The following is a 24184-nucleotide window of genomic DNA, read 5'->3' on the forward strand; positions in this document are numbered from 1 at the left end:
AATTACTCACTCACGGGGTGAACCGGTAACGTTTTTTGTGGTCGCGCAATTGTCATCAGCGTGCAACACACTGGAAAGGATGGCGTCAAGCGCAAACAAAACGCGCTTGAAACCCCCGGTTTTATGAGGTTTTTACAGGAACGAGCGTGCCGATAGAAAAAAACGGCAACAGAATTCAGGTTTGAGCACGCTTGTTGCATTCACACCCATATCGTCTACAAGTGCCCTGCTGGAAGTGGGAGCCTTGAGGCCAATAAAAACAGCGGCAGGGTTGCCCAATGGAGATTCAAACGTTTCACCAGGGACTCTTTTTATCGACGCTAAAGCTTTGGAAAACAGCGCCTAAGTTGTTAATCCGCTTGCATCGAGGTTGTAAATTTGCGACATCTATCAAGCTGTTTGCGACAGTGTCGTAAAGAAGCTGAAAGGTTAGATGCGCAAGTATCGCCAATACTGTCGGCGTGATATAAGTTTGCGCCGACACAAAAAGAAAGAGCCGCCCAGATAATAAAACAGGTGGGACGGCAGTACTCTTCTAAAAACCAAAGGAGCAAATCACGATGCGCGTGATGAAGTGGAGCATGATCGCACTGGCTGTTTCAGCAGGCACCTCGCAGTTCGCAATCGCGTCCTCCCAGGACGACGCTAAAGGTTTTGTTGAAGATAGTCATCTGACAGCAAAAACCCGTATTGAGTACATGAACCGCGACTTCCGTAATGGCGCTGGCAACATTTCAACGGGGCCAAATACCTTCAAAAGCGGTTATCGCCAGGACACCGGTATCAGCGAACTGCTGACCTACGAATCGGGCTTCACTCAAGGCACTATCGGGTTTGGCCTTGATGGCTTCCTCGGGGGCACCGCCAAGCTGGATGGCGGCTCGGGCCGCGCTGGTAACGGCCTGTTCGCTACCGACAGCGAAGGCAACCCTGAGAACACCCAATCCAAAGGTGGCGCAGCTGTTAAATTCCGCCTCTCCGACACCACGCTGAAATACGGCCGTCAATTCGTTGCCAGCCCTGTATTCGCTACCGATGACAGCCGTCTGCTGCCAGAAGTCGCTGAAGGCACCTTGATCACCAGCAAGGAAATCAAAGGCCTGGAAGTCAGCGCTGGTCGTTTCACAGCCCTGAGCTCGCAAACCGGCATGGGCAAGGACAGCATCAACGGCAAGCACACCCCGGGCTTGACCAGTGCCAACATCGCTGGCGCAACCTATCAGTTCACCGATAACTTCGTTGCTGGTGTGGCTGCATCCGACGTTGATGACTACTTCAAGAAGCAGTACATCAACGCCAACTACACCTTCCCGATCAATGACGAACAGTCGCTGAACATCGACTTCAACGGCTACAAGACCAAGTCCCAGGGTCAAGAGCTGTACGGCGATCTCGACAACAAACTGTGGAGCCTCGCGGCGGCCTACAGCATTGGTGCGCACAAATTCACCATTGCTCACCAGCGTTCGACTGGCGACACCAACTACCTGTACGGCGTGGACGGTAACGGCACGATCTTCGTAGCCAACTCCATCCAGATCTCCGACTTTATCGGTATTGACGAACGTTCGTGGCAGGCTCGCTACGACTTGAACATGAAAACCTACGGCGTTCCTGGCCTGAGCTTCATGACTCGCTACGTATACGGCGACAACATCAAGACGTCTTCCGATACCGAAGGTAAGGAACACGAGTTCAACTTCGAAACCAAGTACGTTCTCCAGGAAGGTCCGGCCAAGGATCTGTCGTTCCGCCTGCGTAGCGCGATTTATCGTGCAAACGGTGCCTATAACGCCGACTACACCGCAGACAACAACGATGTGCGTCTGATCGTTGAGTACCCGCTGACCATCCTGTAATCAGGATGTAAACCGGTCGTACTGTAGAGCTCTGCTCTAACAAAAACCGCTCACCTGTTTCAGGTGGGCGGTTTTTTTATGCCGGGTGCACAGCAACTTCGCAAGCAAGCTAATTAACTTCAACTAATAACATTAGGAAGCTATCTTTTCTAAACGATAGCCCATAAAAAACCCAAGAGCCTTATCGACTCTTGGGTTGACGGTTTTAACTTGACCGAACAGCCAAGTTAAAAAACTCCGTTACTGTGGTGTTGCTTCCCGAACCACGCGAATAACCCGTTGCGGAAACGGGATATCGATACCGGCCGCTTTCAAACGATCACGGGATTGCTCATTGAACATGAACATCACATCCCAGTAATCGGCGGTCTTGACCCACACCCGCAGGGACACAGTGATCGAACTGTCACCCAGGGTCGAAATCACCGCCTGAGGCGCCGGCTCGACCATGACGCGTTCATCCTTGGCCAGTTCCAGCAACACTTCACGGGCCTTCTGCAAGTCCGCTTCGTAATCCACGCCCACATCAAACACGACTTTACGGGTCGGCTGACGATTCGTGTTGGTGATGATGCCGTTCGACAGGTTGCCGTTAGGGACGATGATGGTTTTGTTGTCACCGGTGCGCAGCACGGTGTGGAAGATCTGGATGCTGTCGACCGTACCGGCCACGCCCTGTGCTTCGATCCAGTCACCAATGCGGAACGGACGGAACAGCAGAATCAGCACGCCGCCGGCGAAGTTCGCCAGGCTGCCCTGCAATGCCAGGCCGATGGCCAGGCCGGCCGCACCGATGGCCGCGACGAACGAAGTGGTTTCCACACCGATCATCGACGCGACGCTGACAATCAGCAGCACCTTGAGAATGATGTTGGCCAGGCTGCTGATAAAACCTTGCAGCGCGAGGTCGGCGTTACGCAGGGCCAGCAAACCGCCGAGCTTGTTCGTGACCTTGTTGATCAACCACCAGCCGATGGCCAGGGTAATCACCGCCAGCAAGACGCGGCTGCCGTATTCCATGATCATCGGAATCCAGGCTTGCGATGCCTTGACCAGATTGTCCACTTCGCTATTCAAATCCATCTACTTTCTCCTGATTTCCGGCCATCCGGCACGCGAAAAGTAAGCGGCAGAAAAGACCAACCCCACCGGGATTTGATCGTTTCTGCCATTGCTGGGGCCTCGGACGCCGAAAACGCCAGGAGGTTCCCGCCTTGAAGGTCAGTCGCGGAAGTTGTTGAACTGCAGCGGCATGTCGAACGTCTTGGCGCGCAGGGCCGCCATGGCTTCCTGCAAATCGTCGCGTTTCTTGCCGGTAATTCGCACCTGCTCGCCCTGAATCGAGGCCTGGACCTTGAGTTTGGCGTCCTTGACGTGAGCGACGATTTTCTTCGCCAGCTCTTTGTCGATGCCTTCCTTGAGCACGGCTTCCTGCTTCATCAGCTTGCCCGACGCATAAGCGTCTTTGACTTCAAGGCACTGCACGTCGATTTTGCGCTTGACCAGGGACAGCTTGAGGATTTCGATCATCGCTTCGAGCTGGAAGTCGGCTTCAGCGGTCAGGTTGACGGCCAGGTCCTTTTCCTTGAACTCAAAGCTGCCCTTGCCTTTCAGGTCATAACGGCGATCGAGTTCCTTGACGGCGTTCTCGACCGCGTTGGTGACTTCGTGTTTGTCCAGTTCGGATACCACGTCGAACGACGGCATGTAGTTTCTCCAATAAAAAGGCGCGCTCGATCATGATGGAGCGCGCTTGGCTTGCGGTTAAAATCGGGCTCATTATAACGGGTCTTTTCCAACCGATACTGCGAGCCGCACATGCCTGCCTCAAACCGAGCAAAAAACTGATGTCCACCACCTGGCATGTTCTGGGCGCCGGCAGTCTCGGCACCTTGTGGGCCACCCGTCTGGCGCGGGCCGGCGTTCCGGTGCGGTTGATTGTGCGCGATGAGCAACGCTTGCAGGCGTACCAATGCGCCGGCGGCCTGACACTGGTGGAGCACGGCGAGGCAAAAACCTATGCGGTGCCCGGTGAAACACCTGACAACGAAGAGCCGATCAATCGCCTGCTGGTGGCTTGCAAGGCCTACGACGCCGAGAACGCCGTGGCCCGACTGGCGTCGCGCCTGGCCCCGGGCGCCGAGCTGATTCTTTTGCAGAATGGCCTCGGCAGTCAGGATGCGGTCGCGGCCAAGGTGCCCCAGGCCCGTTGCATCAGCGCATCGAGCACCGAAGGTGCGTTTCGCGATGGCGACTGGCGCGTGGTCTTCGCCGGCCACGGTTACACCTGGCTCGGGGATGCCGGCCATCCGGTGGCGCCGATCTGGCTGGACGACCTGACGGCCGCCGGGATTCCCCATGAGTGGAGCACCGACATCCTCACCCGTCTGTGGCGAAAACTCGCACTCAACTGCGCAATCAATCCTCTGACCGTGCTGCACGATTGTCGCAACGGCGGTTTGCAGCAGCACCATTGCGAGGTGGCCACGCTCTGCGCCGAACTCACCGAGCTGCTGGAGCAATGTGGCCAGCCGGCCGCCGCTGAGGATCTTCAGCAGGAAGTGGAGCGAGTGATCCACGCCACCGCCGCCAATTACTCCTCGATGTACCAGGATGTTGCCAATCAACGCCGCACCGAAATCAGCTATCTATTGGGCCATGTCTGCAAAGTCGCGGCGCGACACCAGCTGCACCTGCCCCATCTGCATCAATTGCAGCAACGGCTGATCGCTCATCTGCACAGCCTTGGATTGCCCAGCGACTGAGCAGCGGCTACGCTGGCCACTTGTTCCTTTGCAGCGATAAACCTGATGCCACTGCGCCAGCGCCTCGAAAACCTTCCCGTCGGCCAGAAACTGCTGGCCGCCCTGCTGGTGCTGTTGATCACTGTCCTGCTGGTCGCCAACCTGACGTTCATCAGCGCCGCCTACTACATATCCCAGGAAAGCATGGCGCCCCAGGCCTTGCAGACCATCGGCCGACTGGTGTCCAACCCGAGCCTGGTGGCCGAGGCGTTGAAGTCGCCGCAAAGCGCCGAGCGCCTGCTCAATGAGCTCAACAGCTACTCACCGTTGCGCGCGGCAGCGCTGTATGACGGTGACGGCGTGCGTCTGGCGCAGTTGCAGCACGGCGAAAAGCTCAAACTTCCAGAACGCTACCGGCATATCGAAGCCTGGCAAGCCACGGAATTTCGCAGCAACCAAATCATCACCCTGCCCCGCCCCGGCACCGAACCGGGCCATCTGCTGCTGGTGGCGAGCAGCGAACTGCCCGTGGCGTTCTATACCGGCACCCTGACCGCGAGCCTGGGGATCCTGATCTTCAGTGTGCTGCTGTGGCTGGTGATCGCCCGGCAGATCAAACGCCTGATCACCCGACCGATCCATCAGCTCGAAGAACTGTCCCGACAAGTGACCCGGGAAGAGAACTACGCCCTGCGCGCCTCTCGCGGCAACCACGATGAAATCGGCAGCCTGGCCGAGGCGTTCAACACCATGCTTTCGCGCATTGAAGCCCGGGAGCAGCAACTCAAGCGCGCCCGGGACGATTCCCAGGCCGCTTACGATCAGGCCCAGGGGCTGGCGGAAGAAACCCGTCACACCAACCGCAAGCTGGAACTGGAAGTCCAGGTGCGGAGCAAGATCGAAAAGAAACTCACCGGTTTCCAGAACTACCTCAACAGCATCATCGACTCCATGCCGTCGGCGTTGATCGCCCTCGATGAGCAGCTCTACGTCACTCAGTGGAATCAGGAGGCCAGTGCCCTGTCCGGCACGCGCCTGGATGAAGCGCTGAACCAGCCGATCTTCCTCGCCTTCGAACCGCTCAAGCCATTCCTGCCGCAACTCAAGCAAACCGTCGAGCAGCACACTGTGGCCAAGATCGAACGGGTGACCTGGATCAAGGACGATGAAGCCAAACACTACGCCCTGACGTTCTACCCGCTGATGGGCGGCGCCGGGCGTGGGGTGGTGATCCGTATCGACGACATCACCCAGCGCCTGTCCCTGGAAGAAATGATGGTGCAGTCGGAAAAAATGCTCTCGGTGGGCGGCCTCGCTGCCGGTATGGCCCACGAAATCAACAACCCGCTGGGGGCGATCCTGCACAACGTGCAAAACATCCGCCGACGGCTGTCCCCGGACCTGCCGAAGAACCTCGAACAGGCCGAACACGTCGGCATCGAGCTGGAAACGGTCAATCAATACCTGCAAGCGCGGGAAGTCCCGCAGTTGCTCGATGGCATTCAGCAAGCCGGGGCACGGGCGGCGAAGATCGTCACGCACATGCTCAGCTTCAGCCGGCGCAGCACCCGGCAAATGGCCCCGTGCGACCTGCCGGCGCTGATCGATCAAGCGGTGGAAATTGCCGGCAATGACTTCGACCTGGCCATCGGCTTCGACTTCAAGGGCCAGGCGATCATTCGTCAGTTCGACCCGGCGCTGGGCCCGGTGCCGGGCACGGCCAACGAGCTGGAGCAGGTGCTGCTCAATTTGCTGAAAAACGCCGCCCAGGCGATTCACCAACGGGAAGACGACCGCGAACCAGGGCGGATCATCCTGCGTACCAAACTCAACCCGCCGTGGGCGGAAATCCAGGTCGAAGACAACGGCATCGGCATGAGCGAGAACGTGCGCAAACGCACCTTCGAGCCGTTCTTCACCACCAAGGAAATCGGCCAGGGCACTGGCCTGGGGCTGTCGGTGTCGTATTTCATCATCACCAACAACCACAAGGGCCAGATGGAAGTGCAATCGACCCTCGGCCAAGGCACCTGCTTCACCTTGCGCCTGCCGTTGGCGGGCACCCCGCTCGTCTCCCAAGAACTCAATCAGCTACCGAGGTAACCCATGGGCTTTCGCTTGTCGAAGATTTACACCCGCACCGGCGACAAAGGCGAAACCGGCCTGGGCGATGGCCGCCGCGTGCCCAAGGATCACCCGCGGATCGAGGCCATTGGCGAAGTCGATACGCTGAACAGTCAGGTCGGTGTGTTACTCGCCGGATTGGCTGCAGAAAGCGCGACTTATCCAGGCTTGAAGGAGGTGATCGACGTGTTGGCCCCGTGTCAGCATCGACTGTTCGACCTCGGCGGTGAACTGGCGATGCCGGTGTATCAGGCCTTGAATGAAGCGGAAATCGAACGGCTGGAAGCGGCCATCGATGTGTGGAATGAAGAGTTGGGGCCGCTGGAGAATTTCATTCTGCCGGGCGGTTCGGCGTTGATTGCCCAGGCCCATGTGTGCCGCAGCCTGGCCCGCAGTGCGGAGCGCCGGTGTCAGCACTTGAACGCGATTGAGCCGTTGGCCGGGGTGGGCCTGGCGTACATCAATCGGTTGTCGGATTTGTTGTTTGTGGTGGCGCGAGTGATTGCCAAGCGTCAGGGGATTGCCGAGATTTTGTGGCAGGCGGCGGCGAAGCCTCAGGCGTAATGATCGTTCCCACGCCGAGCGAGGGAACGATCAGGTGTTACGCCTCAGGCCAAAACGCCCGAATCCCCGCCACACCCTGCGCCCCGGCTTCCCAAGCCTTCTGCCGATCCGACGGGCCAACGCCACCCAACAAGAACACCGGTTTGCTGAAGCCTTCGATCAGGGCCGCGGCCTGTTCCCAACCCAACGGCTGGCCATCCGGGTGGGTCTGGGTCAGCTGCACTGGCGACAGGGTGACGAAGTCCACGTCCATCTGCTCGGCCAACGCCAATTCTTCAGCGTTATGGCAGGACGCCGCCAACCAGCGCGATGCCGGCAGCGGCCGGCCCTTCTCCGCATACTTGCGCAGTTGCGCGGCGGTGATGTGCCAACCGGCGGACGGGAAGTCGCCCAGCCATTCGAATGGGCCCTTGATCATCAACTGCGCCTTGCCGGCACACAGCCCCGCCGCGTCCACCGCCAGGTCGCGGTATTTCGGGTCGTAACCGTTGGGTGCGCGCAACACAATCAACTTGATGCCACCGGCAATGGCTTTCTGGATACCACGCAGCAGGGCCGGGGTTTCCAGATCTTCCGGGGTAATCAGGTACTCCGCCGGCAGCCGTGCGGCCGCGACAATTGGCTGGTTGGCCGCCGGGAACTCATAGTTCAGCAGATCCCGGGGCGCGACCCATTCCAGCGGCTGGCCTTCGGCACCGTGGGGTTCGCCGGTAAATGCCGAGACTTCCCAGACATCCAGCAACACTTGCTTGTCCGGGTAGTCGTGGCGAACCTTGATCAGCGGGCGCGCAGCACCGACGACAATCCCCAACTCTTCATGAAGTTCGCGGGCCAGGGCCGTCTCGACCGACTCGTCAGCCTCGACCTTGCCACCGGGAAACTCCCACAGGCCGCCCTGATGCTGGGTATCGGCACGACGGGCAATCAGAATCCTGCCTGCGTTGTCACGGATAACCGCGGCGGCGACGTGTACTCGTTTCACTGTGCTACCTCCTCCAGACCAGCCTTCTGCCAGGCCTTGAAAAACGGCCATTGGTAAATTGTTTCAACGTAAGCCTCATCGGCCGCCGGCAACTTCACCCGGTAAGTGCGCAGACGCACGGCAATCGGCGCGAAGAACGCATCGGCCAGCGTTGCAGCGCCGAACAGGAACGGGCCGGTTTCGGTCGCGACCGCGCGGCATTCTGCCCACAGCGCCAGCATGCGCTCTATGTCCGCCTGAACCTCAGGTGGTGTCGAGGGCAGTGCTTCGTCGCGGCTCAGGTCGAAGGGCATGTTGCTGCGCATCGCGACTAAGCCGCTGTGCATCTGCGCGCAAGCCGAACGCGCCTGGGCGCGAGCGGCGGTGTCTTTGGGCCAGAGCTGGGCGTCGGGAAACTGCTCGGCCAGGTATTCGGCTATCGCCAACGAGTCGGCGATGACACCGTGCTCGGTCTTCAGCAACGGGACTTTGCCGGTGGGCGAATGCTTGAGCAGGCGTTCTCGGGTGTCGGGCTGGCCGAGTTTGATCAGCTCTTCGGTGTAGGGCGCGCCGGTCAGGTCGAGGGCCAGGGCACCGCGCAGGGACCAGGAGGAAAGCAGCTTGTCGCCGATGATCAGGTGGAGGCTCATGTTCGGGACCTTTTGGTGAAGGGGTACAGGCCAGAATCTCTAGCGTCTGGTCGGCCGTCTTCGCGGGCAAGCCTCGTTCCTACAGATCACATCATCCGTAGGCGCGAGGCTTGCCCGCGAAGGGCGCGACTCGGTCTTACGTACGGTATTCGGCGTTGATCTTCACGTATTCGTGGGACAGGTCGGTGGTCCAGATGGTTTCGCTGCAATCGCCGCGACCCAGTTCGATACGGATGGTGATTTCTTCCTGCGCCATCACCGCCGAACCTTGGGCTTCGGTGTAGGTCTCGGCGCGGGCACCACGGCTGGCGATGCACACGTCACCGAGGAACACGTCGATCTTGCTCACATCCAGGTTCGGCACGCCGGCACGGCCGACAGCGGCGAGGATGCGGCCCCAGTTCGGGTCCGAGGCGAACAGCGCGGTCTTGATCAGCGGCGAGTGGGCCACGGTGTAGCCGACGTCCAGGCATTCCTGATGATTGCCGCCGCCGTTGACTTCAACGGTGACGAACTTGGTCGCGCCTTCGCCGTCACGGACGATGGCCTGGGCCACGTCCATGCACACTTCGAACACAGCCTGTTTCAGCTTGGCGAACAATTCGCCACTGGCGGACGTGATTTCCGGCAGCGAAGCCTGACCGGTAGCAATCAGCATGCAGCAATCGTTGGTCGAGGTGTCGCCGTCAATGGTGATGCGGTTGAACGACTTGTTGGCGCCGTCCAGCAGCAGGTTTTGCAGCACGTCACGGGCAACTTTGGCGTCGGTGGCGATGTAGCCAAGCATGGTTGCCATGTTCGGGCGAATCATGCCCGCGCCTTTGCTGATGCCGGTGACGGTGATGGTCACGCCGTCATGCTGGAACTGGCGGCTCGCACCTTTGGGCAAGGTGTCGGTGGTCATGATGCCGGTGGCGGCGGCTTCCCAATTATTCACCGAGAGGTCGTCAAGGGCCGCTTGCAACGCGCCTTCGATTTTCTCGACCGGCAGGGGCTCGCCGATGACACCGGTGGAGTACGGCAGCACCAGGCTGGCATCGACACCGGTCAGTTCAGCCAGTTTCGCGCAGGTGCGCGCGGCGGCAGCCAGGCCTGGTTCGCCGGTGCCAGCATTGGCATTACCGGTGTTGGTCAGCAGGTAACGCACCGGGCCTTGCACACGTTGCTTGGCCAGGATCACGGGAGCCGCGCAAAACGCGTTCAGGGTGAACACGCCCGCGACCGTGGAACCTTCGGCACAGCGCATGACCACGACATCCTTGCGCCCGGGGCGCTTGATGCCGGCCGAGGCGATACCGAGTTCAAAACCGGCAACCGGGTGCAACGTTGGCAAAGGACCAAGACCAACAGCCATGAATGCGCTCCTTAATAAATGATGTCAGCACCGGCGTCGCAGCATCGGTGGTTTAAATGGCAAAACGCCGCGACGGCTGATGCCGGTCGCGGCGCGGGTATTTCAGCGATTGAAACGGGTTTTACTGGATCTGCCCGTGGCAATGCTTGAATTTCTTGCCCGAACCGCAGTAGCACAGTTCGTTGCGGCCCAGCTTCTGATCGTTGCGTACCGGCGCGGCGGCAAGGGCCACATCGACCTCTTCACCGAGCAGTTCCGGTTGCTCAAGACCCGGTGCTTCGTCGTGCTGGAACTGCAGGCGCGCCGCCAGTGCCTCGGCTTCCTGACGCAGGCGTTGCTCTTCTACTTCCGGATCTTCGCGGCGCACCTGAACGTGGGACAGCACACGGATCGAGTCGCGCTTGATCGAATCCAGCAGCTCGGAGAACAGCGTGTACGACTCGCGCTTGTACTCTTGCTTCGGATTCTTCTGCGCATAACCACGCAAGTGGATGCCGTGACGCAAGTGATCCATGGTCGACAGGTGGTCTTTCCACAGGTCGTCGAGTACGCGCAGGACGATTTGTTTCTCGAAACTGCGCAGCGCTTCGGCGCTTGCCGCTTCTTCTTTCTCGTTGTACGCCGCCAGCAGCTCGGTCATGAGCTTCTCGCGCAGGGTTTCTTCGTACAGGTGATCGTCTTCGTCGAGCCATTGCTGGATCGGCAGCGCCACACCGAAGTCGCTCTGCAAGGCAGCTTCCAGACCGGCCACGTCCCACTGCTCAGGCAGCGATTGCGGTGGAATGTGCGCGCTGACAGTGGCGTTGAGCACGTCCTGACGGAAATCGGCGATGGTTTCGCCGATGTTGTCGGCGGCCAACAAACTGTTACGCATGTGATAGATCACTTTACGTTGTTCGTTGTTGACGTCATCGAACTCGAGCAGTTGCTTACGAATATCGAAGTTGCGGCCTTCAACCTTGCGCTGAGCCTTTTCGATGGCGTTGGTCACCATGCGGTGCTCGATCGCTTCGCCGGACTGCATGCCCAGGGCCTTCATGAAGTTCTTCACCCGGTCAGAGGCGAAGATGCGCATCAGGCTGTCTTCCAGCGACAGGTAGAAGCGGCTGGAACCGGCGTCACCCTGGCGACCGGCACGACCACGCAACTGGTTGTCGATACGGCGCGATTCGTGACGCTCGGAAGCGATCACTTGCAGGCCACCGGACTCCAGCACTTGCTGGTGACGCTTCTGCCAGTCGGCCTTGATCTGGGCGATCTGCTCGGGGCTCGGATTTTCCAGCGCCGCGACTTCAACTTCCCAGTTACCGCCCAACAGGATGTCCGTACCACGACCGGCCATGTTGGTGGCGATGGTCAGTGCACCCGGACGACCGGCTTGCGCGATGATCTCGGCTTCTTTTTCGTGGAACTTGGCGTTCAGAACCTTGTGTTCGATGCCTTCCTTCTCCAGCAGGCTGGACATGTGCTCGGACGTTTCAATGGTCGCAGTACCCACCAGCACCGGACGGCCCTGGGTCATGCATTCCTTGATGTCGGCAACGATGGCCGCGTACTTCTCGTCCGCGGTGAGGAACACCAGGTCGTTGTAGTCTTTACGCGCCAGCGGTTTGTTCGGCGGGATAACCATCACCGACAGACCGTAGATCTGGTGGAATTCGAACGCTTCGGTGTCCGCGGTACCGGTCATGCCGGACAGCTTGTTGTACAGACGGAAGTAGTTCTGGAACGTGGTCGAGGCCAGGGTCTGGCTTTCGGCCTGGATGTTCAGGTTTTCCTTGGCTTCGATGGCCTGGTGCAGGCCTTCGGACAAACGACGACCCGGCATGGTACGACCGGTGTGTTCGTCGACCAGCACAACCTGGCCGTCCTGCACGATGTATTCGATGTTGCGATGGAACAGCTTGTGCGCACGCAGGCCGGCATAAACGTGGGTCAGCAGGCCCAGGTTATGCGCGGAATACAGGCTCTCGCCTTCCGCCAGCAGACCGACGCGGGTCAGCATGTCTTCGATGAACTGGTGACCGGCTTCGTTGAGTTCGACCTGACGGGTCTTCTCGTCAACGGTGTAGTGGCCAGCCTTGGTGACTTCGCCTTCGACTTCTTCGACGTGCAGTTCCAGTTGCGGGATCAGTTTATTGATCTCGACATACATTTTGGAGCTGTCTTCGGCCTGACCGGAAATGATCAGCGGCGTACGGGCTTCGTCGATGAGGATGGAGTCGACTTCGTCGATCACGGCAAAATTGAGTTCGCGCTGGAATTTTTCTTCCATGCTGAACGCCATGTTGTCGCGCAGGTAGTCGAAACCGAATTCGTTGTTGGTGCCGTAGGTAATGTCGGCAGCGTAAGCCTGGCGTTTCTCTTCCGGCGGCTGGAACGGCGTGACCACGCCGACCGTCAGGCCGAGGAATTCGTAGAGCGGACGCATCCAGTTGGCGTCGCGACGGGCCAGGTAGTCGTTCACGGTGACAACGTGCACGCCTTTGCCGGACAGCGCGTTCAGGTAAACGCCCAGTGTGGCCACCAGGGTCTTGCCTTCACCGGTACGCATTTCCGCGATCTGGCCTTCATGCAAGGTCATGCCGCCGATCAACTGGACGTCGAAGTGACGCATGCCCATGACGCGCTTGCCGGCTTCGCGGGCGACCGCAAAGGCTTCTGGCAACAGCTTGTCGAGGGTTTCCCCTTTGGCGATGCGGGCCTTGAACTCGTCCGTCTTGGCACGCAACTGATCGTCCGAAAGGGCCACCATTTGCTCTTCGAAGGCATTGACGAATTGCACCGTCTTGAGCATGCGTTTGACTTCACGCTCGTTCTTGCTTCCAAAAAGTTTCTTTAACAAAGGCGCAAACATATCGGCAGGATCTTCCACACTAAAGGGATGGAGGGCGGCCCCGTGAGTCGCCCGAGCAGCCCTCATGGCCGCATGCGAACGAGCATTCTACCCGGAAACGATGGTGAGGAAAGTGGCGTTGTTCCACGATGCATGCACTGCGCTGTTACGGGGCTCACTTAAAATAAGGGCTTTTTACTGAACTTCAAGCCATTCACGGCAGAAGTTACTTGTTGATTTAATGGGTAAAGCGCTCGCAAAGCAATGGGTCAGGTTCATCGAGTGCTTTCTGCTACCATGGCCGCTCTGTTACTTCAGGTGTCTGATCATGGCATTTCGCCCTCTCACGGCCAGAGCACCCGCCGTTCTGCTTCGCGAAGCCAAACCGCTGAAAGCCATCTTCGGCCAGGCTCAACGCCTGGGTCATCTGCAACGCCTGGTGGAAAGCCAGTTGCAACCCGCTGCGCGCGAGCACTGCCATGTGGCGTCGTGGCGCGAGGGCAGTTTGTTGCTGATTGTCACCGACGGTCATTGGGCCACCCGCCTGCGTTACCAGCAGAAGCGCTTGCAACGGCAGCTGCAGTTGTTTGATGAGTTCGCCAGCCTGACGCGGATTCTGTTCAAGGTCCAGCCGCCGACCGTCCAGCAGGGCGCGGCGGGGCATACCATCAGTTTGTCCAGCGATGCGGGTGCGACCATTCAGGCGACAGCCGACGGGATCAGCGATCCGAATTTGCGGGCGGCGCTGGAGCGCCTTGCGGCGCACGCCAAACCAAAAGACTGATGAAAATCCTGTAGGAGCGAGGCTTGCCCGCGAAGCTTTTGGCGCCCTCAAGGGCCTCTTCGCGGGCAAGCCTCGCTCCTACATTGATTGTGGCCAGCCAGGAATTCAGCGGCGTTTGCTGCCGCCCAATAGAGAGCCCATCAACCCACGCACCAACTGTCGGCCCAACTGGTTCGCCGCCTGTCGCATCGCCGATTTCAGCGCCTGCCCCGCCGCCGTGCCAAGAAACTCCCCAGCCTTGTCGGTAAAACTCGGCTCCTCAGCAGCCGGCTTACCCGGTTCAGCCTCCGGCGCCAGGCCCTTGCGCCCCATCAACACTTCATACGCCGATTCGCGATCAACCGGCTTGTCGTAACGCCCCTTGAACGGCGACCCGGCGATCAGCATCGTGCGCTCGGTGTCGGTCAACGGCCCGATCCGCGACTGCGGCGGTGCGACCAACACCCGCTGGACCATCTCCGGCGTGCCCTTGTCCGCCAAGGTGCCAACCAGCGCCTCGCCGATCCCCAGTTCAGTCAAGACCGACAAGGCATCAAACGCCGGGTTCGGCCGGAAGCCATCCGCCACGGCGCGCAGGGACTTCTGTTCTTTGGCGGTGAACGCGCGCAAGCCGTGCTGCACCCTCAAACCGAGCTGGGCCAGCACGTCGTCCGGCAAGTCCCCCGGCGACTGGGTGACGAAATACACGCCCACGCCTTTGGAACGAATCAGGCGCACCACTTGCTCCAGACGCTCCTGCAACGCCTTCGGGGTGTCGGCGAACAACAAGTGCGCTTCGTCGAAAAACAGCGCCAGCAGCGGTTTGTCGGCATCGCCGCGCTCCGGCAGTTGTTCGAACAGCTCGGCCAGCAGCCACAGCAGGAAGGTCGCGTAGACCTTCGGCGCTTCATGCACCAGACGACTGGCATCGAGCAGATGAATGCGCCCACGACCATCGGCCGCCGGTTGCAGGATGTCTTCGAGTTGCAGCGCCGGCTCGCCGAACAAGGCTTCGGCGCCCTGTTGCTCCAGGGTCGCCAGCCGCCGCAATAGCGCCTGACTGGAACCGGTGGTCATCAATGCCGCGTCTTCGCCGAGCAATTGCGGGTTGTCCCGCAGGTGATTGAGCAGCGCTTTCAAATCCTTGAGGTCCATCAGCAACAGGCCTTCGCGGTCCGCGACCTTGAACGCGGCGTACAGCGCCGACTGCTGGCTGTCGGTCAATTCCAGCAACGCGCCGATCAACAGCGGGCCCATTTCGCTCAGCGTGGTGCGCAAGGGATGACCGGACTCTCCGTGAATGTCCCACAAGGTCACCGGATACGCCTGGGGCTTGTAGTTCAGCCACGGCATCCCGGCGATGCGCTCGGCGACCTTGCCTTGTGGGTTGCCGGCGGCGCCCAAGCCACACAGGTCGCCCTTGATGTCCGCGGCGAACACCGCCACACCGGCATCGCTGAAGGCTTCGGCCAGGCGTTGCAACGTGACGGTCTTGCCAGTCCCGGTCGCGCCCGCGACCAGACCGTGACGGTTCGCCAGGCGCATGGCCTGGGCGATCGGCTGCCCCGCGAGGTCGGCGCCGATAACGAGTTGCGATGAGTCAGGCATTTTGTCACCCATGGTTAATCTTTGATCCTGCACGGCCGATAAAAAGAGGCGAGAGACCAGACTGAAAAGAGCGTCGGTAATTCCCTAAGGAGAGACGGAATATCAGCTTACTTTCAACACCGCCCAATTTGCGTGCCTTTATAAAAGCACGCCCTGGACATTAAGACCTTAGCGGACACCCCAAGCCATGAACAAAAATCTGCGTTTCAGCCATAAGATACTGCTTGCCGCCGCCCTGATCGTTATTGCCGCCTTTGCCTCATTCACGCTGTACAACGACTATTTGCAACGCAACGCGATTCGCGAGGACCTGGACAATTACCTCAACGAGATGGGCGAGGTCACCGCCAGCAACATTCAAACCTGGCTGACCGGTCGCATTCTGCTGATCGACAACCTCGCGCAGAACATCGCAATCAACCCTGAACAGTCCACCGTGGCCAGCCTGCTTGAGCAGAAAGCCCTGACGTCGACGTTCATGGCGTCCTACCTCGGTGACGCCACCGGCCACTTCAGCATTCGCCCGGATGTGAAAATGCCTGACGGCTTCGACCCTCGGGTTCGCCCCTGGTACAAAGGCGCCGAAAGCAGCAGCACGGCAACGCTGACCGAACCGTATATCGACGCGGCCACCGGCCAGACCATTATTTCCATCGCCACCGCCTCGAAAAAGGCCGGACAAAGCGTGGGCGTAGTGGGCGGCGACCTGAGTTTGCAAACCTTGATCGACACCCTCAGCGCCCGAGACTTCGACGGCATGGGTTATGCCTTCCTGGTCAGCGCCGACGGCAAGATCCTCGTGCACCCGGACAAAGCCCTGGTGATGAAATCCCTGAACGAGGCCTACCCGAAAAACACCCCGCGCATCAGCAGCGATTTCAGTGAAGTCGAAGTTGACGGCAAGACCCGCATCGTTACCTTCACCCCAATCAAAGGCCTGCCATCGGTCAACTGGTACATCGGCCTGTCGGTGGACAAGGACAAAGCCTTCGCCATGCTCAGCGAGTTCCGCGCCTCGGCGGTGGTCGCGACGGTGATCGCCGTGGCCATCATCATCGCCCTGCTCGGCATGCTGATCCGAATCCTGATCCAGCCGTTGCACGTCATGACCCGCGCCATGGAAGACATCGCCGACGGTGAAGGCGACCTGACCAAACGCCTGACCATCCAGAACAATGACGAATTCGGCATCCTCGGTACCGCGTTCAACCGCTTTGTGGAGCGAATTCATACCTCGATCCGCGAAGTGTCCTCGGCCACCGGCCAGGTCAACGAAGTGGCGTTGCGTGTGGTCGCGGCCTCGAACTCGTCGATGTTCAACTCTGACCAGCAAGCCTCGCGCACCAACAGCGTGGCCGCCGCGATCAACCAGCTCGGCGCCGCCGCCCAGGAAATCGCGCGTAACGCCGCGCAAGCCTCGAACCAGGCCAGCGACGCACGCAGCCTGGCCGAAGACGGCCAGCAAGTGGTGGACCGCAGCATCAAGGCGATGAATCAACTGTCGAGCATGCTCAGCGCGTCAAGCACCAACATTGAGTCGCTGAACAGCAAAACCGTGAACATCGGCCAGATCCTCGAAGTGATCACCAGCATTTCCCAGCAAACCAACCTGCTGGCGCTCAACGCAGCGATTGAAGCGGCGCGCGCCGGTGAAGCCGGTCGTGGCTTTGCGGTGGTGGCCGACGAAGTGCGCAACCTGGCGCACCGCACCCAGGAATCGGCGCAACAGGTGCAGACCATGATCGAGGAGCTGCAAGTCGGCGCCCGGGAATCCGTCAGCACCATGAGCGAAAGCCAGCGCCACAGTCAGGACAGCGTGGAAATCGCCAACCTGGCCGGCGAACGCCTGAACAGCGTGACCCAGCGCATCGGCGAGATCGACGGGATGAACCAGTCGGTGGCCACGGCGACCGAGGAACAGACCGCAGTGGTGGAGTCGATCAACGTCGACATTACCGAGATCAATACGCTGAACCAGGAAGGCGTGGAAAACCTGCAATCGACGTTGCGCGCGTGCTCGGACCTTGAGCAGCAGGCGGCGCGGTTGAAGCAGTTGGTGGGCAGTTTCCGTATCTGAGGCGTCCTTCAGGGCCTCTTCGCGGGCAAGCCTCGCTCCTACAACGGATCGCACATCCGCGTAGGAGCGAGGCTTGCCCGCGAAAGCGGTCTATCCAACACCACATCCCCCGCTGACACCCCCGCCGCAAAACCCCAGCCGAACATCTATCCTTCATATAGGTCAACCTAGGGAGAGCAATAGCCCGGAGGGATGTTCATCGTGCATATCGCTGACATAACCATGTTCTACGCCCCTGCCAGCGGTGGCGTGCGCACTTATCTGGACGCCAAGCACCGTCGCCTGAGCGTCAAACCGGGAATTCGCCACAGCCTGCTGATACCCGGTTCACACCTGAGCGAACAGGACGGTGTGTACACGGTTCCCGCTCCCGCCCTGCCCTTCGGCAAGGGTTATCGCTTCCCCCTTCGTCTCGCGCCTTGGCGCAATGTTCTGCAGGATTTGCAGCCCGATCTGATTGAAGTCGGCGACCCCTACCTCACCGCCTGGGCGGCGCTGGATGCCCGGCGGCAACTGGATGTGCCGGTGATCGGCTTTTATCACTCGGACCTGCCGCTGCTGGTCAGCAATCGCATGGGCAATTGGGTGACCACCAATGTCGAGGCTTATGTCAGCAAGCTTTATGGCAACTTCGACCGGGTGCTGGCGCCGAGCCAGGTCATGGCGGACAAACTGTCTAGCCTGGGGGTGCGCAATGTGTTCGTGCAGCCCTTGGGCGTCGACCTGCAAACCTTCAACCCGAGTGCCCGTGACCCGGAACTGCGGGCCGAACTGGGGATTGCTGAGGACTCCCGGCTGCTGATCTTCGCAGGACGTGGCTCCAAGGAGAAAAACCTGCCGGTGCTGCTCAATTGCATGAAACGCCTGGGGCCGCGCTATCACCTGCTGCTGGTGGGTTCATCGATGCCGGCCCAAGTGCCGGACAACGTCACGGTTGTGGATGAGTTCTGCCCGGCCACCCAGGTCGCGCGTTTGATGGCCAGCGCCGACGCGCTGCTGCACGCCGGGGACCAGGAAACCTTCGGCCTGGTCATCCTCGAAGCCATGGCCAGCGGCATTCCGGTGGTCGCCGTGGCAGCCGGGGCCTTCAAGGAAATTGTCACCGAGCAATGCGGCCTGCTCTGCGCGCCCAACAATCCCCTGGCCATGGCCAACGCAGTGCGCGAATTGTTCAGCCGGGGCAGCGTCACCCTGGGCGAACAGGCCCGGCAACATGTGGAACGGCATTACGCCTGGGACGCGGTGGTCAACAGCTTGCTGGGCCATTATCACGCCGTGCTTGGCGATCCCTGGCCGCTGACCGTCAATGGCTGAGCACACGCCCCCCGCACTCTTGCTGGTGCTGCACGACGTGGCACCGCAGACCTGGGCCGATTACCAGCCTTTCGTCGACGCCGTCGATGCGTTGGGCGGCGTGCCGATGACCTGGCTGGTGGTCCCCGATTTTCACAAACACAACGATCTGGAGGCGCATCCGGGATTTCGCCGGATGTTGAGCAGTCGCCTCGACCGGGGTGACGAACTGGCGTTGCACGGCTACTTTCACTGCGACGACAGCCCGACAGCGACGACACCCCGAGACTGGTTCATGCGCCGTGTCTACACCCACGAAGGCGAGTTCTACAGTTTGTCTCAAGCCGCCGCCCTTGCTCGCCTGCGCGCTGGCATCGAAGTGTTTCATCGTTACAATTGGCCGCTTAAAGGCTTTGTCGCGCCTGCCTGGCTGATGAGCGAAGGAACACGCCAGGCCTTGCAACAATTGCCATTGAGTTACACCAGCGACCCGCAACATCTGTATCGTCTGCCGGAATTCACCGCGATCGATGCCCCCGGGCTGGTCTGGAGTGCGCGCAGTGCGTGGCGCCGCGGTCTATCGAAAATCGTCAGCGACCAACGGCAACAACGCTGGCGGCATGCGCCGGTGATTCGCCTCGGCCTGCACCCGGTGGACATGCGTCACCGGTTTTCCCGTGATTACTGGCTGAAAACACTTGAACACTTACTCGACGAGGGCCGTGTGCCAATGACCAAGGCCGACTGGCTGACGCTGCACCAAGACCGTTTCGGCCGCACAGCATGAGTCGCGGGATTCTGCTGTTCCTCGCCCTGCTGGCGGCGGTGCTGATTCCGCTGGTGCTGGGCGGCAATGAAACCTGGTCGCGCCTGCAAAGCTTTCCGGTGAGCGGTTTGCTGATCATGTTCGGCATGGTTCTGCTGTGCTGGGTGGTCAATACGATGCGCTTGCGCCTGTTGCTGGGCGATCAGCGCGACAAGGTCAGCCACGTCAAAAGCCTCGGTGTGGTCATGGCCGCCGAGTTCGCCTACTGCGCCACCCCCGGCGGCAGTGGCGGACCGCTGACCATCATGGCCCTGCTGGCGCGTAACGGCGTGCGCCCGGCCAGGGGCAGCGCGGTGTTTGCCATGGACCAATTGAGCGACTTGCTGTTTTTCCTCTGCGCCCTGAGCGGGATTCTGATTTATGCGCTGTTCCAGCACCTGAGCCAGCGCATGGAATGGCTGCTGATGGTCAGCGCTGTCTCGTTGTTCGGCGGCTTGGTCACTTGCCTGATGGTGGCGCGTTTCCATCGGCTGCTGATTCGTCTGAGCGGCCGGTTACTTGCGCGCCTGAATGTCAAAGCCAGCACACGCCTGCGTTGGGCGCGAAAACTCCTGCATTTCCTGGCGGCGTTCACGGACACGCTGAAGTTGCCCGTCCAGACACTGGCCAAGGTCTTCGCCCTGACCTGCGTGCATTGGCTGCTGCGCTACAGCGTGCTGTACCTGGCGTTACGCGGATTGGGGGCGGATTTGCAGTGGGCCTGGAGCTTTCTGATCCAGATGCTCTCATTGGGTGCGGGGCAATTCAGCTTGTTGCCGGGCGGTGCCGGTGCGGCGGAATTGACCTCGGCGGCGTTGTTGGCGCCGATGGTGGGGAAATCCACCGCGGCGGCGGCGATTCTGATCTGGCGGGCGGTGACGTATTACTTTTACCTGGTGGTCGGTGGGCCGGTGTTTTTGCTGATGCTGGGACGGCCGTTGCTCAAGAAGTTGATGAAATTCAAGCAGGCCTGATCCCGTGTAGGAGCGAGGCTTGCCCGTGAAAACGGCGGGATATCCAATATTGATGCTGGCTGACACACCGTTTTCGCGGGCAAGCCTCGCTCCTACAGGGATCAGGCGTCCCCGGATTTTTCGCCAGGTGTTTCCTGCAACTGCTCCCACAACTCGGCGGCGCCGGGGAATTCGGTGCCGTCTTCAGGGCTCATGTCATCCGGGTCATAACGACTCAAACAGCCCTCGCCCAAGGTGGCAGGCGCCTTGGAAGTGGCTTTGTCCAGTGGATCGGCCATGGTCAATTTCCTCTCTCTACACTGATCGTTCCCACGCTCTGCGTGGGACTGCCGCCATGGACGCTCTGCGTCCGCTTTGTGACGCGCAGCGTCACGGGATGCATTCCCACGCAGAGCGTGGGAACGATCAGGTGTGGAGTTTAGAACACGACGGTTTTATTGCCGTGGACCAGCACCCGGTCTTCCAGGTGATAACGCAGGCCACGGGCCAACACCATCTTCTCGACGTCACGGCCGAAGCGCACCATGTCTTCGATGCTGTCGCTGTGGCTGACACGGACCACGTCCTGCTCGATGATCGGACCGGCGTCCAGTTCTTCGGTGACATAGTGGCAAGTAGCGCCGATCAGCTTCACGCCACGCAGGGAAGCCTGATGGTACGGCTTGGCCCCGACGAACGACGGCAGGAAGCTGTGGTGAATGTTGATGACCTTGTGGGCATATTCGCTGCACAACGCCGGCGGCAGAATCTGCATGTAACGGGCAAGTACCACCACTTCGGCATCGTGCTGTTTGACCAGGCGCGAGACCTCGGCAAACGCAGGCTCTTTGTCCTGTGGATTGACCGGTACGTGGTAATAAGGAATGCCGTGCCACTCGACCATGCTGCGCAAGTCGTCATGGTTGGAAATCACGCAGGAAATTTCGCAGTCCAGTTCATCGCTGTGCCAGCGGTGCAGCAAGTCCGCCAGGCAATGAGACTCGCGGCTGGCCATCAATACCACGCGTTTTTTCTGCGCGGTATCGGTAATACGCCAGTTCATCGAGAACTCTTCGGCAATCGGCGCAAACGCTTCGCGGAAAGCTTCGATACCAAAAGGCAGCGAATCGGCACGAATTTCGTGACGCATGAAGAACCAGCCACTGAGATTATCCGAGTGATGGCTCGCTTCAGTGATCCAGCCGTTATGTGACGCCAGAAAGTTACTGACTTTAGCAACGATACCGACGCGGTCCGGGCAAGCAATCACCAGCCGAAAAGTGCGCATTAGGGTCAAACTCCAGAACTTCGCAAAGGCCGCCATTCTAGCGATTGCGCAGCAAAACTGCAGTATTGATGACGTCTGCCCCTGCACATCGGCCAACGGCCCGGGTTCGAGCCGCGTCACGCGCCAACGCGATGGGGCTGTAGCACAGCATGTTCAAGCACTCATTTGTGAATATCTGTGTTGACTGCATCACACTATTTAACTGCACAACGAGTTCATGCCCTATTCACCGCAACTCATTTAAATAAAACTTCGGTTAAATGTTTACTTGATGAAACACCCTGACTATTATTGCCGCACTGTCCCTGCCATCCTGCGTCCTACATAAGGTAGTCCTCAATGTCCTTGATCAACGAATACCGCGCCACCGAAGAAGCTATCAAAGAGCTGCAAGCCCGTTTGAAGAATCTGTCCCAAGACGACAAACTGCAAACCGAGCTGGAATTCGAAGGCAAATTGCGCACCCTGATGGGCGAGTACTCCAAATCCCTGCGTGACATCATCGCGCTGCTGGATCCAGAGTCCAAAACCAAAGCACCACGTGGCGGCGCAGTAAAAACTACTGGTACCAAGCGTGCTCGCAAAGTTAAACAATACAAAAACCCGCACAACGGCGAAGTCATCGAAACCAAAGGTGGCAACCACAAGACTCTGAAAGAGTGGAAAGCCAAGTGGGGCGGCGACGTGGTTGAAGGCTGGGCTACCCTGCTGGGCTAAGCCGCAAGCCTGTTGCAGATTAATTCTGCGACAAAAAATAACGCCAGCAGATGCTGGCGTTTTTTTATGCCCGGGATTCAGGCTTCAATCATTGCACTTCAAAGACTCAAACGTTTGCGTAATCCCTGGACATAATTTGCCCATTCATTGAGCACCTCTTGCTGAAACGTTGTAGCGCTATTGGCCAATTGTGCCGAGGCCTGCGCAAAAGATTCCAGGGTATTGGGCGCCCCCCACTCCGGAGCACTCAAACGTTGCTGACAAAATAGCCGCCAGCGTTCTTGCTCTTCGAAATTCAACGTATCCGGGAAGTTGCGTGCGCGATATCGAAACAATAATTCAGGTAAACGCTCATCATCGAACGGCCATTGTTGTTGCGCTAATTGCACCGGGTCCGCCGCCCGGACTTGATCACATAGACGCCGATCCCGATCACCGATAAAGCCGTCGTATAACTGTTGCTCCGGATCCTGGCTCGCGGCGAAAGCTTCGCTGGCATAAATCGCCATGACCTTATCGCGCCAAACTTGTTGTGCGTCACTTAGCCGCAGCGCCCGTTGCTGATATAGCGCCATCTCCAGCCCCAGGCGTTGCTGATCTTCGGCACGCAGTACCGACAGCGGCGCCACCACCGGGCATTTATTGATATGAATGAGTTTGAGCGGCACCGGCAACTCGCCTTCAGCCAGCTCATCGCGACGGGTATACAGGCGCTGGCGCAACGTCTCGGCATCCAGGTCGAGCAAGCCTTGGGGGTCCAGGTGCAAGTCGCAGACAATCAGCGCGTTCTTGTTGCGCGGATGCCAGGCCAGGGGCAATACCACGCCGACATAACTGCGCGCCGCCGAAAAACGCCCGGAGATGTGCACCATCGGCTGCAATAACCGAATCTGATCCATCACCTTCTGTTTGCTGCGCAACTGGAACAGCCAGTCATACAACTTCGGTTGTTTCTCGCGAATCAAACGGGCCAGGGCGATGGTGGCGCGCACATCGGACAAGGCTTCGTGGGCATTGCCGTGATCGATGTTATTGGCCACCGTCAGGCGATCGAGCTTGAGCGTCACCCGCCCTTCGTCGTCCGTGGGCCAGTTCAGGCCATCGGGGCGCAGGGCATACGCGGCGCGCACCACATCGATCAGGTCCCAACGACTGTTGCCACCCTGCCATTCCCGAGCATACGGGTCGAAAAAGTTTCGATAGAGGCTGTAGCGGGTCATCTCGTCGTCGAAGCGCAAGGTGTTGTAACCCGCACCACAGGTGCCGGGGGCCGCGAGTTGGGCATGCACCCGGGTCATGAAGTCGGCTTCACTCAGCCCTTGTTCGGCCAGACGGCTTGGCGTGATGCCGGTGATCGCACACGCCGCCGGATGCGGCAGGATGTCGTCGCTGGGCTGGCAATACAGATTGACCGGCTCGTCTATTTCATTGAGTTCGAAGTCGGTGCGAATCCCCGCCACTTGCAGCGGCCGGTCGCAACGGGGGTTGATGCCAGTGGTTTCATAGTCGTACCAGAAGATGGAGGTCACGGGCTGTTCCTGAACTGAAGACCGGCGAAGTCTAGGCGCAGACAAGTCGCTGCGGCCAG

The 24184-nt window shown here is 59.6% G+C and carries 20 protein-coding genes and 1 pseudogene; 11 read left to right on the plus strand and 10 right to left on the minus strand.

What is annotated here, in order from left to right:
* Positions 1-560: 560 nt before the first annotated feature.
* Positions 561-1859 carry an OprD family porin gene (locus ACY4LX_RS26505; RefSeq protein WP_463258287.1) on the plus strand — a complete coding sequence of 433 codons (1299 nt, stop codon included), beginning with the start codon at positions 561-563 and terminating at the stop codon, positions 1857-1859.
* Positions 1860-2099: 240 nt separating this feature from the next.
* On the opposite strand, the gene ACY4LX_RS26510 is transcribed toward ACY4LX_RS26505, so the two are convergent.
* Positions 2100-2942, minus strand: a complete 843-nt coding sequence (locus ACY4LX_RS26510; RefSeq protein WP_463258288.1) for a mechanosensitive ion channel family protein — start codon at positions 2940-2942, stop codon at positions 2100-2102.
* A gap of 138 nt (positions 2943-3080) precedes the next feature.
* On the minus strand, positions 3081-3566 hold the full coding sequence (locus ACY4LX_RS26515) for a YajQ family cyclic di-GMP-binding protein (RefSeq protein WP_463258289.1): 486 nt from the start codon (positions 3564-3566) through the stop codon (positions 3081-3083).
* A 140-nt stretch (positions 3567-3706) separates the two neighbouring features.
* Here ACY4LX_RS26515 and ACY4LX_RS26520 point away from each other — a divergent pair, with 140 nt between their 5' ends.
* Genes ACY4LX_RS26520 through ACY4LX_RS26530 form a run of 3 tightly spaced genes read left to right on the plus strand, consistent with a single transcriptional unit; the run spans position 3707 to position 7291 of the window.
* Positions 3707-4624: a putative 2-dehydropantoate 2-reductase gene (locus ACY4LX_RS26520; protein WP_463258290.1), complete on the plus strand. Its 918-nt coding sequence runs from the start codon at positions 3707-3709 to the stop codon at positions 4622-4624.
* A gap of 45 nt (positions 4625-4669) precedes the next feature.
* Positions 4670-6706, plus strand: coding sequence for a sensor histidine kinase (locus ACY4LX_RS26525; RefSeq protein ID WP_463258291.1), 2037 nt, complete (start codon positions 4670-4672; stop codon positions 6704-6706).
* A 3-nt stretch (positions 6707-6709) separates the two neighbouring features.
* On the plus strand, positions 6710-7291 hold the full coding sequence (locus tag ACY4LX_RS26530) for a cob(I)yrinic acid a,c-diamide adenosyltransferase (RefSeq protein WP_463258292.1): 582 nt from the start codon (positions 6710-6712) through the stop codon (positions 7289-7291).
* Between the two features lie 37 nt (positions 7292-7328).
* Here the strand turns inward: ACY4LX_RS26530 and ACY4LX_RS26535 are convergent, their stop codons facing one another.
* The 4 genes from ACY4LX_RS26535 to secA all read right to left on the minus strand — a co-directional run bounded on the left by ACY4LX_RS26535 (position 7329) and on the right by secA (position 13113).
* Positions 7329-8273, minus strand: a complete 945-nt coding sequence (locus ACY4LX_RS26535) for a Nudix family hydrolase (RefSeq protein ID WP_149657900.1) — start codon at positions 8271-8273, stop codon at positions 7329-7331.
* Positions 8270-8902, minus strand: coding sequence for a glutathione S-transferase family protein (locus tag ACY4LX_RS26540; RefSeq protein WP_463258293.1), 633 nt, complete (start codon positions 8900-8902; stop codon positions 8270-8272). The genes ACY4LX_RS26535 and ACY4LX_RS26540 overlap by 4 nt, the downstream gene beginning before the upstream one ends.
* Before the next feature lie 136 nt (positions 8903-9038).
* Entirely contained in the window at positions 9039-10256 is a 1218-nt protein-coding gene (gene argJ / locus ACY4LX_RS26545; protein WP_149657902.1) for a bifunctional glutamate N-acetyltransferase/amino-acid acetyltransferase ArgJ, read from the minus strand.
* A 121-nt stretch (positions 10257-10377) separates the two neighbouring features.
* Positions 10378-13113 (minus strand): preprotein translocase subunit SecA, encoded by a 2736-nt coding sequence (gene secA / locus ACY4LX_RS26550; RefSeq protein WP_149657903.1) that lies wholly within the window; start codon positions 13111-13113, stop codon positions 10378-10380.
* 307 nt (positions 13114-13420) lie between these two features.
* On the opposite strand from secA, the gene ACY4LX_RS26555 reads away from it, so the two are divergent.
* Positions 13421-13876, plus strand: a complete 456-nt coding sequence (locus tag ACY4LX_RS26555; RefSeq protein ID WP_054613720.1) for a DUF721 domain-containing protein — start codon at positions 13421-13423, stop codon at positions 13874-13876.
* A gap of 105 nt (positions 13877-13981) precedes the next feature.
* On the opposite strand, the gene ACY4LX_RS26560 is transcribed toward ACY4LX_RS26555, so the two are convergent.
* On the minus strand, positions 13982-15463 hold the full coding sequence (locus tag ACY4LX_RS26560; protein WP_463258294.1) for a helicase HerA-like domain-containing protein: 1482 nt from the start codon (positions 15461-15463) through the stop codon (positions 13982-13984).
* A 187-nt stretch (positions 15464-15650) separates the two neighbouring features.
* Here ACY4LX_RS26560 and ACY4LX_RS26565 point away from each other — a divergent pair.
* The 5 genes and pseudogenes from ACY4LX_RS26565 to ACY4LX_RS26585 form a co-directional block, all read left to right on the plus strand.
* A pseudogene (locus ACY4LX_RS26565) lies at positions 15651-16682 on the plus strand (HAMP domain-containing protein); the annotation flags it as partial.
* 93 nt (positions 16683-16775) lie between these two features.
* Entirely contained in the window at positions 16776-17540 is a 765-nt protein-coding gene (locus ACY4LX_RS26570; protein WP_372242329.1) for a methyl-accepting chemotaxis protein, read from the plus strand.
* 192 nt (positions 17541-17732) lie between these two features.
* The gene (locus ACY4LX_RS26575; RefSeq protein ID WP_463258295.1) at positions 17733-18854 is read left to right on the plus strand and encodes a glycosyltransferase family 4 protein; all 1122 of its coding nucleotides are present in this window, start codon (positions 17733-17735) and stop codon (positions 18852-18854) included.
* Complete coding sequence (locus tag ACY4LX_RS26580) at positions 18847-19620, plus strand: DUF2334 domain-containing protein (RefSeq protein WP_463258296.1); 774 nt, start codon at positions 18847-18849, stop codon at positions 19618-19620. Before ACY4LX_RS26575 ends, ACY4LX_RS26580 begins: the two co-directional genes overlap by 8 nt.
* Positions 19617-20612, plus strand: a complete 996-nt coding sequence (locus ACY4LX_RS26585; RefSeq protein WP_463258297.1) for a lysylphosphatidylglycerol synthase transmembrane domain-containing protein — start codon at positions 19617-19619, stop codon at positions 20610-20612. The genes ACY4LX_RS26580 and ACY4LX_RS26585 overlap by 4 nt, the downstream gene beginning before the upstream one ends.
* A 101-nt stretch (positions 20613-20713) precedes the next feature.
* On the opposite strand, the gene ACY4LX_RS26590 is transcribed toward ACY4LX_RS26585, so the two are convergent.
* The gene (locus ACY4LX_RS26590) at positions 20714-20890 is read right to left on the minus strand and encodes a hypothetical protein (protein ID WP_178129028.1); all 177 of its coding nucleotides are present in this window, start codon (positions 20888-20890) and stop codon (positions 20714-20716) included.
* Between the two features lie 140 nt (positions 20891-21030).
* Positions 21031-21879: a formyltetrahydrofolate deformylase gene (gene purU, locus ACY4LX_RS26595; protein ID WP_027922916.1), complete on the minus strand. Its 849-nt coding sequence runs from the start codon at positions 21877-21879 to the stop codon at positions 21031-21033.
* A 339-nt stretch (positions 21880-22218) separates the two neighbouring features.
* Here purU and mvaT point away from each other — a divergent pair, with 339 nt between their 5' ends.
* Complete coding sequence (gene mvaT, locus ACY4LX_RS26600) at positions 22219-22596, plus strand: histone-like nucleoid-structuring protein MvaT (protein WP_007933316.1); 378 nt, start codon at positions 22219-22221, stop codon at positions 22594-22596.
* Between the two features lie 98 nt (positions 22597-22694).
* On the opposite strand, the gene sbcB is transcribed toward mvaT, so the two are convergent.
* A complete protein-coding gene (sbcB, locus tag ACY4LX_RS26605; protein ID WP_149657910.1) occupies positions 22695-24125 on the minus strand; it encodes an exodeoxyribonuclease I in 1431 nt (476 codons plus the stop codon).
* Positions 24126-24184 lie beyond the last annotated feature (59 nt).

The sequence above is a fragment of the Pseudomonas sp. Emmai genome, assembly GCF_055179735.1.